Source organism: uncultured Corynebacterium sp., from assembly GCF_902489365.1.
In the GTDB taxonomy this organism is placed as follows: Bacteria; Actinomycetota; Actinomycetes; order Mycobacteriales; family Mycobacteriaceae; genus Corynebacterium.
The window spans coordinates 1-15,041 of sequence record NZ_CABTZR010000055.1 but is presented as its reverse complement, the minus strand read 5'-3'; the positions used below and the strand labels follow the sequence as shown (position 1 = coordinate 15,041).

Below are 15,041 nucleotides of genomic sequence, written 5' to 3'. Positions count from 1 at the left end.
TGATCTGCCCCAGTTAGGCCCGTGACGTAGATATTCAACGGCAGACCGGTGAAACGCTCGACGATGGACTGCACAACCTCACTCGGCAGGTGCTCCTCGTGGATGATGGAGTAGTCACCATCGGTGATGACGGTGCCGTTGTACAACACGTGGTAGTCAAGCTCCACGCCGAAGGGCTCGAGGGTGTTGCGTGCGTTGGCAATCGACTTGCCCGTCGCGGAAACCGCGAGGTTGCCAGCGGCGCGCCACTCAGCGATGGCTTTTTGTGTGGCCTCTGTTATGTCTTCGTTGACGTAAACGGTGCCATCCATGTCTAACGCCGCAATTTTCATGAACCGTAGTGTATTAGACCTTTCACGGCCGAGTCCATCACAGCGGTGCACGCCTTCTGTATTTCGGGTTGCGCCCAGGGGAAGGTAAGGGAGACGTCGGCAAGCGCATGCATGGGTAAGTCATTGTGCCCGTCTCCGAAGGTGATGAGCTCAATGTCGGTGCGCTCAACGTCCAGGTGACGAAGCAGCCAGGTCAAGGCAAAGCCCTTGTCGTGGCCGGGAGGCATGATGTCGAAGAAGTTGCGGTTCATCGCGGTACCGACGGGAAAGCGGTCCGTGACCCACTGCGCGATCTGCCTTTGCAGATCTGGGTTGCCCGGAGTCCACGCGGCCACCAAGGGAAAGACTTCTTCCTCAATGCGTGAAGGCGCGACGGGCACGGGCTCGCTGATGATGGGATTGTGCACGCCCGCGACGTTGCGCACGAGGTGGCCATCCGGGCCCTCCAGGCGAGTGCAATACAGATCGAGTTTCGGGATATCACGCACTCGCTCATACACGGCACGGACCACCTCGGGCGGCACGTGGCTTTCATAGAGCAAGCCATAAGCTCCATCCGTGATGACCGTGCCATTGCAGAGCAGGTAGTAGTCGAAGTCGACGCCAAAAGGCTCTAGTGCACGCCGCGCCGAATATGGAGACTTACCCGTAGCCACGACGGCGAGGTTGCCCGCAGCACGCCACTGGGCGATCGCCTCCGGCACGTCCTCAGGCATGTGACCATCAAAGTAGATAGTGCCGTCTAGGTCGAAGGCGGCTAGCTTCATGCCTCGCCCATCTCGAGAAGGCGGTTAAAGCCCTCCTCATCCAAGATGGTCAAGCCAAGATCTCGGGCCTTTTGTTCCTTTGAACCGGCGTTTTCTCCCACGACGACGTAGTTGGTCTTCTTCGACACCGAACCGGAGGCCTTGCCGCCACGGGTGATGATGGCTTCTTTGGCGGAATCGCGGCTGTAGTTCTCCAAGGTGCCGGTCACCACAACCGTGAGACCCTCTAGCGTTTGCGCGGGCTTATCGCTGGTTTCCTCTTCCATGGTCACCCCGGCGGCGGTCCATTTCTGCACGATGTTGTCGTGCCAGTCCACCTCGAACCACTGCTTGAAGGATTCCGCGATGATACTACCCACGCCATCGGTGTCCGCCAGCTCGTCCACCGATGCCGCGCGCAGCGCCTCCATGGAACCGAAGCGCGTTGCTAACGCACGCGCAGCGATGGGACCAACGTGTCGAATGGACAGCGCTACGAGTACTCGCCAAAACTCAGCTTGGCGGGCCGTCTTGAGGTTCTCCAACAGCTTCTTGCCCGAGGCGTTGAGCGCGCCCTTCTGGGTGGTGTAGACCGAGGATTTGCGGAGTGCTTCTTCATCAAGATCAAAGAGTTCCGCCTCGTCCACGAGCACTCCGGAAGAAATCAGGTCTGTGGCCGCCTTCTCCCCCAGCTCACCAATGTCAAGAGCCTTGCGGGAGGCCAAATACTCCAGACGCGCGGCCAGCTGGGCCGGGCAGCTGCGTGTATTCGGGCAGCGCCAATCCTGGTCGCCTTGCTTCTGCGGTGCCAGCTTCGTGCCGCAGGCAGGGCAATTCTCCGGGAAGACCCATTCAGTCTCGCTGCCATCGCGCTTGTCCAAGACCGGACCGAGGACCTCAGGGATGATCTCTCCGGCCTTGCGGATGATGATGGTGTCCCCGATGAGAACGTTCTTGTTCTTAACCTCGAATTGGTTGTGCAGGGTGGCCATGGACACCGTCGATCCAGAAACGAAGACCGGCTCCATAATGGCAAAAGGCGTCACACGCCCTGTGCGCCCCACACCGACCTCGATGTTGAGCAGCTTGGTGGTGACCTCCTCGGGCGGGTATTTGAAGGCAATAGCCCAGCGCGGCGCGCGCGAAGTGGCACCCAAGGCGCGCTGGCTGGCCAAGTCATCGACCTTGATGACGAGACCGTCCATCTCAAAGTAGGCATCGTGGCGGTGTTCCTCCCAGTAGGTCACGCGCTCCTGGACCTCCTTGGCGGTGGTGACCCGCTGGGTATAGGGAGAGACCGGGAATCCCCACGCTTCCAACGCCGTGTAGGCATCGTGCTGCGAAGTGGGCTGGAAACCCTCGCGTGCGCCAATACCGTGGCAGACCATGTGGAGCCGACGCTTCTTGACGTCCTCTGGGTCCTTCATGCGCAGCCCGCCTGCCGCCGCATTACGGGGGTTGGCAAAGGTGGGCTTGCCGTCTTCGCGGCGTGCGGAGTTAATCTCCTCAAATTCATCCGGGCGCATGTACACCTCGCCGCGGACCTCTACCAAGGAGGGAACCGGGTATTCTTCGCTGCCTGTCAGCTCATGCGGGATATCGGGGATAACGCGCGCATTAGCAGTGATCTCCTCACCGACGCGACCATCACCACGCGTGGCGGCCGTGGCAAGCTTGCCGTCGCGGTAGACCAAGTCGATGGACAGGCCATCAATCTTCAGCTCGGTCAGATAGGCCTCTGCCGGGGTGCGGTCCAGCCAATCCTGCAGTTCCTCAGCGCTAAAAACGTTGTCCAAGCTGTACAGGCGCTCCAGGTGCTCGATATCCACAGCGCCTTCCGGAGCAGCACCCACCTGCTGGGTAGGCGAATCCGGGGTCTGCAGCTCTGGATGCTCTGCCTCTAGCGCCAGCAAGCGCTGGAAAAGGGCGTCAAAGTCCGCATCCGGGATCGACGGCTCGCCGTTGTAGTACAGTTCGCGGTGCTTGCGCACTTCCTGTGCAAGCTCGGACCATTCGCGTTGGATATCTACTGCATCACTCACGAGTCACTAGTGTAGCGGGGCCGCCGGACATAGCATGTACCTGGCCAAACGTCCTATCCACGCCACAGATATGACATCGGTAACGCACATAGCTTGTCCCCCAAGGGCTGCACATAGGAAATCGGAGCCAAGACAAATCCTCCACGGAAACGGGGCCCTAGTTTCTCGCTCAGCGCACGCAGATGCCGAACCTGTCCCGCCTTGACTGTCGCACCGGATTTAATCTCAAGCGCAGCGATGCTATTGTCCGCGAATTCGATGACAGCATCCGCTTCCATCCCGGCACTATCACGCCAGTGAAGAAGCTGATGCTGGTTCTCTGCCCAACCCTGCTGGGCAGAAAGCTCTTGAAGAACAAACCCTTCGACCAAATGCCCTAGGTGCGACTGCACCAGAGGATTCATGAGCATGTCTCGAGTTTGCCCTGCTAACCAGGCAGCCAAACCCGAGTCAGTGACCCAGCTTTTAGGTTTGGAGATCTCTCTCGAAGTCAGATTTGATTTCCACGCTTTCACTTGCGAGGAAAGGAACAGCCTTGACAAAGTATCGAGGTAGGAGCGAACAGTGGACGCTGGGATTTCCGCTTCACGCGCGAGTTTCGCCGGGACCAACTCTCCCGCCTGATGCGCTGCGAGCAGACGCAACAGCGATTGCAGCCTCCCCGGCTGTGCGCTTTCCCGGGATAGGGTTTCTTCAATCACCGTCACATGTGATAGATAAGACTCGTACCAAGCTCGGCGCATCCGATCTTGCAGATCCAATGCAACCGGATAGCCGCCCTTGAGCACTTTGTCCACCAAGCCAGCTCGATCTACTTGTTCCGTAGGAACAGAACGCACAGGCAACCCGACAAGATCATCGAGCCTATCCACAAATGCTCCGTCACTGACCGTTTCACAAATCTCTTGTTGGCTCAGTGGGTGCAAATGGAGATCAATAATTCTTCCTGCCAGAGAATCCTTCCTACCCACGCCCCGAGCAAAATCTGATGAACCAGTAATGATAAATCGACCTGGCCGGCGGTTCCTATCCACCTCAGCCTTTAACGGCAGTGTGAGCTCGGGAAGCCGCTGAATCTCATCGATAATCAGCGTTGCGTCACCACCTTGCTGCACAAAGGTCGTCGGATCTTCTTCCGCTAGTGAGAGAGCAGCGGGATCATCCAGCGTGACATACACAGCACGTTCAAGGCCGAGATGTCTTGTCAACGTCGACTTGCCAACCTGCCGCGCGCCCGTGACGTGGACAACGGGTGAGAAGGTCAACGCTTCTCGGGCAAAACCTTCCATGCCGCGCCTAATATACCGTTCCATAAATAGTACTCTACCTGCAGTTGGTCATTCTGCAAGGGTTCGTCCGTCATTCTGCAAGGGTTAGATCGTCATTCTGCAATGGTTCGTCCGTCATTCTGCAGCACTTCCTCAGTGCATGTCTGAGCCGGGCGCTAGAGTGTTGTCCATGAACTTCGACGCCACCCGTATGCTCTCCTTCGACCTCGAGACCACCTCCGTAAACCCTAAAGAAGCCCGCATCGTCACCTCTGCCTTGGTGCGTATCGACGGCCGCGAAGTGGACAAGCGGGAAATGCTCGCCGATCCCGGCGTGGAAATCCCCGAGGAAGCCGCGAAGATCCACGGCATCACCACCGAGAAGGCCCGCGCGGAGGGGCGCCCGCACGAGGAGGTTCTCAAGGAGACGGTCGATTCCATCTATCGGGCCTGGGATGAAGGGCTCACGCTCATTGTCTACAACGCCGCCTACGATCTGTCCGTCTTGCGCGCGCTGACCGGGGACTTCACGGTCAATGGCCCAGTGTTCGATCCTTTTGTCATCGACCGCGTTAAGGATAAGTGGCGCAAGGGCAAGCGCACCTTGGAAGAGGTCTCCGCCCACTACGGCGTGGAGTTGAGCAACGCGCATGAGGCGACTGCCGACGCCCTCGCAGCCGCCCGCGTGGCTTGGAAGCAGGTGCGCCAGCACTTCCCCGAGCTAGCACAGATGGATACCAACGAGCTCATGGAGTACCAGGCCGTGGAATGGTACAAGGACCGTGAATCCTTCAAGAAGTACCTGGAGGGCCGCGGGCGCGATGCCTCGGATGTCTCCACCGCGTGGCCGATGATCTCTTAACTCCAGGGCCCCTTTTCCCATTAACCCTTGCCAGTTTTCTAGAGTTCTGGAATTCTAGAAAACATGGAAACAACAGTCGAAGCACGCCTTGCCGAACTTGAAGCGCGCGTCGCCGCGCTTGAGGGACGCGCCAGCGCCGAAAACACCGACCCCGTTTCACCGGCCGCCACCCAACCAACCACAGAAGATTCGGCCTACTGGCTCGTTGACGCCCTCGCGCCCAACGATCAGCTTCCCGATGGCTCCGTCATCTTCGGAGGCAATATCAAGGTGGGCAAGCGCACTTATGCCTACCAATGGCAACGCCCCACTCACTTCGTCAGCGACGAAGAGTGGACAGACAACCTCGAACGCCTTTCCGCCCTTGCACACCCCATCCGCGGTGAGATCCTTCGCCGCCTGCTCGCCGCACCCGCAACTGCCGCTGAGCTTGTCGAAGAAAACATCGTCTCCTCCACCGGCACCGCCTATCACCACTTAAGCGCACTCACCCACGCCGGTTGGACCACCAAGTCCGGCGGCGAATATGCCATCCGCCCCGCCCGAGTTATCCCCCTTCTCACCATCATCACTGCAAGTGAGGACCACTAATGAACAACCGTGTCGCATCCAAGATTGCCCTAGCTATCATCACCTTCATTGCTGTTGCCGCCGTCCTCCTCGTTGTAGGACCACAAAGAATTGCTCTGGCACAAGACAAAACTGGCGACGAAGCCCTAGCAACCCAGCTGGAAAAGCACTCCGAGTCTGGTTTCCACAACCTCACCGCGTTTACCCTCCAGGACGGCAAGGCCACCTTCGCGGGACTGGGCAGCGACGAGCACACAGAGGTCGAAATCGGCTCCGTGACCAAGATGTTCACCGGCGAACTGGCCCGCCAGCTCGTCGACGAGGGAAAGTTGAAACCTGATACCACTGTGGGCGAGGTCCTCGACGTCGGCGATGCGCCCGTCGCTGACGTCACCGTGAGGGAACTGCTCGACCACACCTCTGGACTACCCCGGCTGGCAAGCACGAACCTCCTCAGCAGTCTCGCCTCGGGTGTCACCGGTTCGAACCCCTATGAAGGCGAAACCGTAGAGGACATCATGGCTGCCGCCACGAAGGCCGAGCTGAAGAACCGCGGCGAAGAATCCTATTCCAATCTTGGCTATGGGCTCCTTGGCCACGTGGTGGAGACCGTTGCCGGGCAGCCTTACGAGCAGATGCTCAAAGAACGAATCTTCGAGCCTGCAGAAATGACCGAAACCTACCTCATGACGCCGGGCTCCGTGCCCGACGACGCCCCACAGGGACTTACCAACACCGGCCGCCACGCCGAGCCTTGGGAGGAGGACGGCTCCGCACCCGCGGGCGCTATCCGCTCCACGGCAAGTGACATGGCCAAGTTCGCCGAGTGGTTTATGGATAACGGCGATACAGAATACGGCTGGGTTCCTAACGAAGACGGCCCAGGTTTCTGGCACGACGGCGGCACCTATGGCTATTCCACAATGCTCATCATCGATCCGGACACCAAACGCGCTGCCTTCGCTAACAACGATTCCCCCGTCGGAACCGAAGACCTAGCCCAAGCACTATTCGACGAGCTCGCATCTTAAGGAGACACCATGTTCCTCACCATCAGCATGATCATTATCATCGCCTCTCTCCTGTGGTCCGCATGGAAGGCCTTCACCACCTCAGGGAAGACGGTCTACCGCGCTATTTCTGTAGCGATAACTGCCCTCGTCCTAGTCCTTATCGGATATACCCTACCCTGGAATACAGACCTCCATTTCGCCTGGTGGTATGGCCTCGTCGCCGCATGCGCTCTGTACGCCGGCGCAGTAGCTTGGCGAGCCGCAGAATCGAAGCCCAAAAGCGCAATCTAAGTCCTTCCGCAAACTGACGTTATGACTGCTCCCTCTCACCGCACGGTCCGCATCCATAACGTCGCCCCCACCGTAATTGCCCCCCCTTCAAAAGCGCGCTGGCGGCGCGAACCGTCGTCGGACCCTGAAGTTTCCCCGCTGCAAACGGGAATCGAGTCAAGGCTGCGGATGAGGTAGATAAGTTTGTTCGAGCCTTCCCAGTTCAAGATGATGAGGTCATCGAGTTTTGTCCCGTTCGGGTCATTGCTTGGGCCCTCAAAACGGATCTCGCGAACTACGCCAGGCTCGTGCGCAACTTGAATCTCGAGCTGGCGACGCTGCTTTCGCAACTTTGCCGGAATCTCTGCCATCTCTGCTACTTCCACTGCCTCTTGAGCAGCGCACACAGCTGCACCGCTATCCGGAACTTGACTAGTTCAGCGATCGCTGTATAGTTCAGCGCATGCTGACTATTGCTTCTCGTCTCGACGTGATGAACCGCCTGGGTCGAGCACTGGCCGACCCCACTCGATCCCGAATCATCTTGACTCTGCTCGACCACCCCGCTTACCCGGCGGAACTGTCCCGAGATCTGGACCTGACACGCTCGAACGTGTCCAACCACCTGGCATGCTTGCGCGATTGTGGAATTGTCGTCTCCGAGCCCGAGGGGCGTCGGACGCGATACGAGATCGCCGATCCGCACCTGGCACAGGCGCTGACTACATTGGTCGATGCCACCTTGGCAGTAGACGAAGATGCCCCGTGCATCGATCCCGCCTGCTCGCTTCCCGGGTGCTACGCAGCTGGGGAGGACGCATGATCCTCACCTCGGCCTTGCAGGCGATAGGCCTGTTCGCAGCTACCAACATCGACGACATCATCGTGCTCTCCCTCTTCTTCGCGCGAGGGGCAGGCCAGCGCGGCACCACCGCCCGCATTCTGGCCGGCCAGTACCTCGGATTCGCGGGCATCCTCGGTGCCGCGGTTCTAGTGACCATGGGCGCCGGAGCATTCCTGCCCTCGACAGCCATCCCGTACTTCGGTCTCATCCCCCTGGGCCTCGGACTCTGGGCCGCATGGCAAGCCTGGCGAGGAGACGATGACGACGATGACGACGAGGCCAAGGTTGCCGGCAAGAAGGTCGGCGTGGGGACAGTCGCAGGCGTCACCTTTGCCAACGGTGGCGACAACATCGGCGTCTACACCCCTGTATTCCTCAGCGTGGAACCTCTCGCAGTAGTCGCATACTGCGTTATCTTCCTCGCGCTCGTTGCGGTCCTGGTGGCCCTGGCAAAGTTCGTCGCCACCCGCCCCCCGATCGCGGAAGTGCTCGAACGCTGGGAGCACATCCTTTTCCCCATCGTTCTCATCGGCCTCGGCATCGCGATCCTCGTCAGCGGCGGAGCCTTCGGGCTCTGACGTAGCGGCAGCGTTCCAAACGGCCCCGACCGGGCGCACCCCTCTCGGTTCAGACCCCAACAACTACCCGCAGCCAGTCCTGCATGATCGCAGCAACAAGACCGCCATGGAGCGCTGCAAACCCCGCCACCGAGCGAACGAAGCCACCACCGGCTGGTCCTCAACAACGAGGACGAAGCCCGTGGCCTAGAGGTCGTGGGCGAGTGCCGAAACTGGACCCAAAACGGCGTTGAGACCAAGAAAAAATGGCCCCTCCAAACGAAGGGAGTGGGTCATTTTTTCGTTCGCGGCTAATTTTTTGGCTGGCAGGAGGTTGCGTAAAAAGATTGAAGTGGTTTCGTGAAAGCCCCCAAACGTGCCGCCTTCGCCAACAACGATTCCCTCGCTGTCGCCGTTATCGGACTTGCCATGCCCTGGTATGACGGCCTCCACTTCTTTTGGTGGTACGGCCTCGTCGCCGCATGCGCTCTGTACGTCGGCGCGGTAGCTTGGCGGGCCGGCGAGGCAAAAAGTTCCTAAGGTTATCCATTGTGCATGCATATTGCATGCAATATTATAGCGGGTATGACAAACCCGAAAGCCATCAATGTTCAGATCCGTGATGTCAATGCTGACGTCGTCAACATTCTTAAAATGCGTGCTGACCGTAAAGGCATGTCACTCTCTAGCTACCTGCGAGAGACCCTTGAAAAGGTCGCTTCTCGCCCAACCTTGGAAGAAAAGTTGGAAGAGCTCTCGCAGCGCGAACCCGTTCAGCTCAAGAAGGACTTTGACGTGGTAGCCGCAATACGTGAAGCACGGGACGCTTCATGACGCTGTTAGTCATCGATGCCTCAGCCGCGATCGAGTTCCTCTTGAAACGCGATGCGCTTCAACGGCTTAGCACTGCTTACCCCGAGGCAGATTTCATTGCACCGAGCCACATGCCCTTGGAGTGCCTAAGCGTGCTGAAAAGGTTGGAGCGAGCAGAAGCAATCGACAGCGCTACGGCAAGTTTTCTGGCCAACGATGTCATGGAATTCAACATTGAGTTGATAAGCGTAGGCGACATCGCCAACCACGTTTGGAGCCGTCGACACACCTTCTCCATCTATGATTCAGCTTATGTAGCAGTGTCCAACATCTTCGAAGCTCCTCTCGTTAGTCGAGACACTCGCCTCATGGCCGCGTGGCCCAACTCGATTGACTTGGACAGCTTGCCTTAACCGTCAAAAGTCTCCCAAATCTCCGGATTTTAAAAAGTCTCCCAAATCTCCCAATGTTCTAGGATGGGCCTATGTCCCAGCATGAGAATCCCTTCCGCCCCACGTTCGGTGTTCCACCACTCTTCTGGGTCGGCCGCACGGCAGTACTCGACACCTTTCGGGCTGCGCTCGACTCCCAGCCGGGCAGCCCGGGCCGCTCGCTCATCATCAGCGGTGCCCGTGGTATCGGTAAGACGGTGCTTCTCAATGAGCTGGAAGATATCGCCTCTAGCCGCGGGTGGATTACCCTGCGGGCCTCAGGCCGCAGCTCCATGGTGGAGGAACTGGTGGACACCACCATCCCGCGCATCATAGACAAGCTAGCCCCAGCGGATAAGAGCAAGGTTAACCGCGTCGGTATTGGCGGTCTAGCAACCATCGGCATCCAACACAACACCGAGGAAGCCTATAAACCCACGCTCAACACCCGACTGCGCGAGCTTTTAGGCCTGCTCAAAAACTCAGGCGTGCTGCTGACTATCGACGAGGTACAGGACGCAGATGCCGAGGACCTCACCTCCCTGGCCGTGACCTACCAAGACTTGGTGCGCGATGAGCTCGACGTCGCTATTGTGGCTGCGGGCCTGCCACAGGGAGTCAACCGCCTGCTGGATCTGCCAGGTGTGACCTTCCTGCGCCGCGCGCAGAAATTCGTTCTGGGGCCGCTCTCCCCCGCGAACGCCGAGGTAGCGTTCACCGAGACCGCCGCGCAGTCGGGACTCGAGTTCACCGACGACGCTGTAGCGGCGGCGGTGCGACTGTCTCGCGGCTACCCTTACATGGTGCAGCTAGTGGGTTCACTGGCTTGGGGGAAGGCGCAGCGTGAGGGCGGAAGCAGTATCGAGGAAGGTGACGTCGCGGCAGTGTCGGCCGAGGCCATCTCAGTTCTAGGGGCCCAAGTCCACCAGCCCGCTACCCTAGCGCTTCCGCCGGCGCAGCGGCTCTTCCTCGAAGCGATGAGCGCGGTCATGGAGGACGGCACGGCAGAAATCAAGAACATCGCCGCGCACCAAGACCGGACAGTGCGGTCGCTGTCAGCTACGCGCCAAAGGCTTATCGACGCCGACCTCATCGAACCTACTGCCCACGGCCAACTCCAATTTGTCATCCCATATATGGAGGCTTACTTCACCGCGACGGACAGCCTGGGGCGGGTTGACTAAATGGGAAATTGAGGAAGCAAAACTACCCGCAATCCCAGTAAAAGACAGCGCCATCGGCCCTGCCAGTATTTTCGGAGCAGTACACGACAGCCTCGCCGGCGTGCATTTTCTTCAATGCGTCTGGGTGTAGGAATACGTGGGCCACACCTAGGTCACCCCACATGGCCTCGAAAGGAAGCTCTTCTTCTTCCAGATATGTGGAATCGATTTCCAGGAAGTGAACGTACCCATCAGGCTGCGAAGGCTCTTGTGCGAAAGCGGGGAAACCGCCAAGCATGATGTTACTTTTGTTGCTGGCTAAGGTCCGCAATTCAACCAGCTCGTCAAAGTAATCAAACTCTTCAAGGAAGTCATCGCCTTTTCTAGACTTCAAAGCCTCGTACACTGCATAGTCGGTGGGAGGGATCAGTGCAGCTGCGCTAGACAAAGAAATCGGAGAGTTCATCACCGTCTCAATATCCTTGTTAAACGGGGAACAAAAGTCCTCGTGCGCTTCATCGAAGGCGGAAGGCGCCGCGGTATGGGGTCCAGGAAAGCTGTGGTTGACAAAGCCTTCCGGAGGCTCAGGGATATAGCGAATTTCCATACCATCGCCCGGCGAATTCACATCAAATCCGCCGAAGAACGGATCAGCACCGACAAAGAGTTGAAAAATTCCTGACTCCGGAATCAATCCATCGAGAGTTGCTTCGCTTTCCGATGCTCCCTCTGCCCGCACATGTCGGAGAATGTCTGCAAAATTTAGCTGAATGATATGAAGTAATGGCTGACCGTTCTTTGAAATGGGCCATGTCGAACTTTCCGGAAGATACGGTCTACCTCCAAAGTACGAGCCATGTTCGGTGGGAGTGCCGTTGGAGTAGGGAAGGACGACGCCTGGTTTGGCAAGTTGGATTAGGTCATCGGCATCTTCGGAGATGAGCTCTCCGGACTCTATCATCGACCGTAGCGCTTTAACCTGTGCTGTCAACTCTGGCATGGCAGGTGGTTCTTTCTCTAGGACAACGAGGGTTTAATCAGGGATTAAACTACAAAAGAAAGCATGCTGCAATGGATTACTAGCCTCTTTTTAGTTCACTGACATTGTGCCCCGCGGGTTTGGTGTTTGGGTGATCGGTAGTCAGAAATTGTGTGTCCGGATATCCACACTGTCAAGACCGCTTTCGAGGCCTAAGTCAGGTGAAAGCTCAATTAGAGATCGCCAGCATCGCGGGTAAGAATGTCGGCGGTCTCAGTAGCCGAGCGCAACGTGCGTGCAGTCGCCTCGACGGGATAGACGTCGACATGATCGACGAGGAGCTCGCGCGGCATGCCAATGCGGTCGAGGTGCCGGGCCAGCGCGATGGCCTCCGCGCGGGAATCGGAACCCTCCATGCCTAGACCGATGCGGTGGCCGGCATTCAAGTGCTCACCCAGGCCGTCGAGGTGACACGGGGTGTCTAGGCCGCGGAAATCCGTGAGGAAGGTCTTTGCGGCACGCGCGAGGAACCACAGCGGTGGGGCGTGCAGGTAATCCGCTTCGAAGGACTGCAGGAGGTCGAACGCGACCTCGTCTGGGACTGCAGGGATCGTGTCGAAGTCGGTGGTGCCAGGGATGCGCCCGGCGATGACGTCGGCGAGCAGGGGCTCGTCGAGTTGGACGACGACATCCCCGTGGAAGCGGCGCGCGACATCCGCTGCGTGGGCGTGGACACCATAGTGAAGTGCCTCCGCCAGCTCGTTGAAGGCGCCGCGGTCGGTGAGGACGCGGTGGCCGTCGGAAAGCTCAATGCTCGCCCCCAGCGACCAGGGGCCGAGTGCCTGCACCTTCACGCGGGGCACGGTCTCACCCCAGACCTCCTGAACCTCGTCGAGGTCACGCTCCAAGCGGTCCCAGGTGCGGCGGGTGAGCAACTGCGGGCGTGCCGTCATGCGCCAGGAACGCGGGCCACGGTCGATGGAAATAGCCTCCAGCATGCTCGCCGTGCGGCCCACCGCATCAGAGCCCAGCCCACGCTCGGGCAGCTGCGGAATAGCGGGCAGCTCAGTCTCCCCCATGACGATGTCCGCGGCCTCCGCGATGGAGGTACCGGGCATAGGCCCCAGTGCGAGTCCAGTCATCTACTCAGTCCCACAGATGGTGCCGGAGCCCAGCACAATATCACCCAGCTCATCCGGGCTCGGCAAGTAGAGCACCGCGGCCTGGCCGCGGGCTACACCGGAAAGAGGCTCGTTCAGCTCCAGCGTCATACGGTCAGCCTCGCGGTCCACGTGAGCGCGGCAGGGAACGACGGAGCCGTGGGCACGCACCTGCACCTCGCAGTCGAACTCACCGTCCATCGCCGGGTGCAGGTACTTCAGGCGGTCAGCCTCAATGCGGGTCACGGCCAAGTCGGCGCGCGATCCCACGGTGACGGTGCCGGTGGCCGCGTCGATGTCGGTGACGTAGCGCGGGGAGCCGTCCGCAGTCGGCGTCTTGATGTCGAGGCCCTTGCGCTGGCCGATGGTGTAGTTCCACGCGCCATCGTGTTCCTTAAGCTCATTGCCCTCGGTATCCACGATCATCCCCGGACGCAGCCCGATGGAACGGCCCAGGAAGGCCTGGGTATTGCCGTCCGGGATGAAGCAGATGTCATAAGAGTCCGGCTTGGACGCAGTGGAGAATCCGTGGCGCTTGGCCTCCTCGCGGATCTGCGGCTTCGGGGTATCTCCAATCGGGAAGAAACAGTGGTCCAGCTCTTCCTTGGTGATAACGCCCAGCACATAGGACTGGTCCTTGTTTTCATCCAGGGAGCGGCGCATGTAGCCATCGGAGTCAATGGTGGCGTAGTGACCCGTGGCCACTGCATCAAAGCCCAGCGCCATGCCCTTGCGCAGCAAGGCTGCGAACTTGATCTTCTCATTACAGCGCAGGCACGGGTTCGGGGTCTCACCGCGGGCGTAGGAGTCCACGAAATCACCGATGACGGCTTCCTTGAACTCCTCGGAGAAATCCCACACATAGAAGGGAATGCCGAGTTTGTCGCATATACGGCGGGCGTCGGCGGAATCCTCTAGGGAGCAGCATCCGCGTGCCTTCTCACGGGTCTGCTGCGCATCCTTATGCAGGGCTAGATGCACGCCAATGACGTCATGGCCTGCCTCCACTGCGCGTGCGGCCGCCACGGAGGAATCGACGCCGCCGGACATGGCTACCAGTACTCGCATGCTCTCCCCTTCTCGTTGCTTTGTCGTCCACCAAGGCTAGTCGCGGTCTACCCCATACCCCAACACGCGAACCACACAGCCTATTCCCTAAGCTGAAAGGCACTATGGGCAGAAAGCGCAATACCTCTAACTCCATCGCGGGCACCTACGAGATATCCACCGGCGAGCTTGTCGTCGAGCCGGATCCTTTCCGCGACGGCGCCTTCATCCTCAACGTCAACGGCGTGCCCTCCTCACACCTCATCCCCGATGAGCCGCGCACTTTGGAGTTCGAGTACATGCGCTGGATCGCTGCCGCGGTAGAGAATCTCGCACCCGGCAAACGCCTACTCCACCTGGGCGGCGGTGGCTGTTCCTTGCCCCGATACTTCGCAGATCTCTGGCCGGATTCCCACAACACGGTGGTCGAACTCGACGACAAGCTGGCCGAGCTCATCCGTGAGCTGGCCGATATTCCCTCTGCGCCCCGCGTGAAGATTCGCGCCGGCGAGGCACGCGCGGTGACCGAAGGGTTCCCGCCAAACCGCTTCGATGTCATCATTCGGGACGTCTTCGCCGGTGCCGTCACACCAGAACCACTGACCACCGTTGAATTTTTCCAGCACACCCACGCCACCTTGTCCCCTGGTGGTCTCTACGTGGCCAACTGCGGCGACCACTCCGATCTCCAAGGCGCAAAGGCGGAGCTGGCCGGAATCGCAGAAGTCTTCGCACACGTCGCCGTCATCGCCGACCCTCCCATGCTTAAAGGCCGACGCTACGGCAACATCATCCTCATCGGCTCTGATACCGAGCTACCTGCGGACGGCTCCCCCGACGCCGCCGCCCTGGCCAAGCCGTTACTCTCCGGTGCGGTGCCCGCACACTTCCGCGACGAATCCTGGACCCGCCGCTTCTTTACCGGCGGGGGGCCCCCCCCCCCC

General features: G+C 59.4%; 19 protein-coding genes. 10 read left to right on the top strand and 9 right to left on the bottom strand.

The window, feature by feature from the left end; translation table 11 throughout:
• The 4 genes from RDN59_RS08745 to RDN59_RS08730 all read right to left on the bottom strand — a co-directional run.
• Positions 1–332, bottom strand: a 332-nt coding sequence (locus tag RDN59_RS08745) for an HAD hydrolase family protein (RefSeq protein ID WP_308607500.1), incomplete at its 3' end; no start/stop codon positions are given.
• The gene (locus RDN59_RS08740; protein WP_308607499.1) at positions 329–1,099 is read right to left on the bottom strand and encodes an HAD family hydrolase; all 771 of its coding nucleotides are present in this window, start codon (positions 1,097–1,099) and stop codon (positions 329–331) included. The genes RDN59_RS08740 and RDN59_RS08745, both read right to left, overlap by 4 nt.
• The gene (ligA, locus tag RDN59_RS08735) at positions 1,096–3,120 is read right to left on the bottom strand and encodes an NAD-dependent DNA ligase LigA (RefSeq protein ID WP_308607498.1); all 2,025 of its coding nucleotides are present in this window, start codon (positions 3,118–3,120) and stop codon (positions 1,096–1,098) included. Before ligA ends, RDN59_RS08740 begins: the two co-directional genes overlap by 4 nt.
• Positions 3,121–3,173: 53 nt before the next feature.
• The gene (locus tag RDN59_RS08730; protein ID WP_308607497.1) at positions 3,174–4,433 is read right to left on the bottom strand and encodes an ATP-binding protein; all 1,260 of its coding nucleotides are present in this window, start codon (positions 4,431–4,433) and stop codon (positions 3,174–3,176) included.
• Between the two features lie 145 nt (positions 4,434–4,578).
• Between RDN59_RS08730 and RDN59_RS08725 the strand changes: the two genes are divergently transcribed.
• The 4 genes from RDN59_RS08725 (at position 4,579) to RDN59_RS08710 (ending at position 7,124) form a co-directional block, all read left to right on the top strand.
• Positions 4,579–5,250 carry a 3'-5' exonuclease gene (locus tag RDN59_RS08725; protein WP_308607496.1) on the top strand — a complete coding sequence of 224 codons (672 nt, stop codon included), beginning with the start codon at positions 4,579–4,581 and terminating at the stop codon, positions 5,248–5,250.
• A gap of 63 nt (positions 5,251–5,313) precedes the next feature.
• Entirely contained in the window at positions 5,314–5,841 is a 528-nt protein-coding gene (locus RDN59_RS08720) for a helix-turn-helix domain-containing protein (RefSeq protein ID WP_308607495.1), read from the top strand.
• Positions 5,841–6,851 carry a serine hydrolase domain-containing protein gene (locus RDN59_RS08715; RefSeq protein ID WP_308607494.1) on the top strand — a complete coding sequence of 337 codons (1,011 nt, stop codon included), beginning with the start codon at positions 5,841–5,843 and terminating at the stop codon, positions 6,849–6,851. The genes RDN59_RS08720 and RDN59_RS08715 overlap by 1 nt, the downstream gene beginning before the upstream one ends.
• Before the next feature lie 9 nt (positions 6,852–6,860).
• Positions 6,861–7,124, top strand: a complete 264-nt coding sequence (locus tag RDN59_RS08710) for a hypothetical protein (protein WP_239187930.1) — start codon at positions 6,861–6,863, stop codon at positions 7,122–7,124.
• Between the two features lie 35 nt (positions 7,125–7,159).
• On the opposite strand, the gene RDN59_RS08705 is transcribed toward RDN59_RS08710, so the two are convergent.
• Positions 7,160–7,474 (bottom strand): hypothetical protein, encoded by a 315-nt coding sequence (locus tag RDN59_RS08705; RefSeq protein ID WP_308607493.1) that lies wholly within the window; start codon positions 7,472–7,474, stop codon positions 7,160–7,162.
• Between the two features lie 92 nt (positions 7,475–7,566).
• Here RDN59_RS08705 and RDN59_RS08700 point away from each other — a divergent pair, with 92 nt between their 5' ends.
• Entirely contained in the window at positions 7,567–7,926 is a 360-nt protein-coding gene (locus RDN59_RS08700) for a helix-turn-helix transcriptional regulator (protein ID WP_092147900.1), read from the top strand.
• Positions 7,923–8,525, top strand: coding sequence for a cadmium resistance transporter (locus RDN59_RS08695; protein WP_308607492.1), 603 nt, complete (start codon positions 7,923–7,925; stop codon positions 8,523–8,525). Before RDN59_RS08700 ends, RDN59_RS08695 begins: the two co-directional genes overlap by 4 nt.
• A 186-nt stretch (positions 8,526–8,711) precedes the next feature.
• Here RDN59_RS08695 and RDN59_RS08690 read toward each other — a convergent pair whose 3' ends face one another.
• Positions 8,712–9,065 carry a hypothetical protein gene (locus RDN59_RS08690; RefSeq protein WP_308607491.1) on the bottom strand — a complete coding sequence of 118 codons (354 nt, stop codon included), beginning with the start codon at positions 9,063–9,065 and terminating at the stop codon, positions 8,712–8,714.
• Positions 9,066–9,089: 24 nt separating this feature from the next.
• Between RDN59_RS08690 and RDN59_RS08685 the strand changes: the two genes are divergently transcribed.
• The 3 genes from RDN59_RS08685 (at position 9,090) to RDN59_RS08675 (ending at position 10,932) form a co-directional block, all read left to right on the top strand.
• Complete coding sequence (locus tag RDN59_RS08685) at positions 9,090–9,338, top strand: hypothetical protein (protein ID WP_308607490.1); 249 nt, start codon at positions 9,090–9,092, stop codon at positions 9,336–9,338.
• Entirely contained in the window at positions 9,335–9,730 is a 396-nt protein-coding gene (locus RDN59_RS08680) for a type II toxin-antitoxin system VapC family toxin (protein ID WP_308607489.1), read from the top strand. Before RDN59_RS08685 ends, RDN59_RS08680 begins: the two co-directional genes overlap by 4 nt.
• A 71-nt stretch (positions 9,731–9,801) precedes the next feature.
• Positions 9,802–10,932, top strand: a complete 1,131-nt coding sequence (locus tag RDN59_RS08675) for an ATP-binding protein (protein WP_308607488.1) — start codon at positions 9,802–9,804, stop codon at positions 10,930–10,932.
• 22 nt (positions 10,933–10,954) lie between these two features.
• On the opposite strand, the gene RDN59_RS08670 is transcribed toward RDN59_RS08675, so the two are convergent.
• The 3 genes from RDN59_RS08670 to mnmA form a co-directional block, all read right to left on the bottom strand.
• The gene (locus RDN59_RS08670; RefSeq protein WP_308607487.1) at positions 10,955–11,911 is read right to left on the bottom strand and encodes a DUF1963 domain-containing protein; all 957 of its coding nucleotides are present in this window, start codon (positions 11,909–11,911) and stop codon (positions 10,955–10,957) included.
• Positions 11,912–12,123: 212 nt separating this feature from the next.
• Positions 12,124–13,032, bottom strand: coding sequence for a methionine synthase (locus RDN59_RS08665; protein WP_308607486.1), 909 nt, complete (start codon positions 13,030–13,032; stop codon positions 12,124–12,126).
• Complete coding sequence (gene mnmA / locus RDN59_RS08660; protein ID WP_308607485.1) at positions 13,033–14,118, bottom strand: tRNA 2-thiouridine(34) synthase MnmA; 1,086 nt, start codon at positions 14,116–14,118, stop codon at positions 13,033–13,035.
• Positions 14,119–14,222: 104 nt separating this feature from the next.
• Between mnmA and RDN59_RS08655 the strand changes: the two genes are divergently transcribed.
• Positions 14,223–15,041 (top strand): fused MFS/spermidine synthase (locus RDN59_RS08655; protein WP_308607484.1); only part of this gene is annotated, 819 nt, incomplete at its 3' end.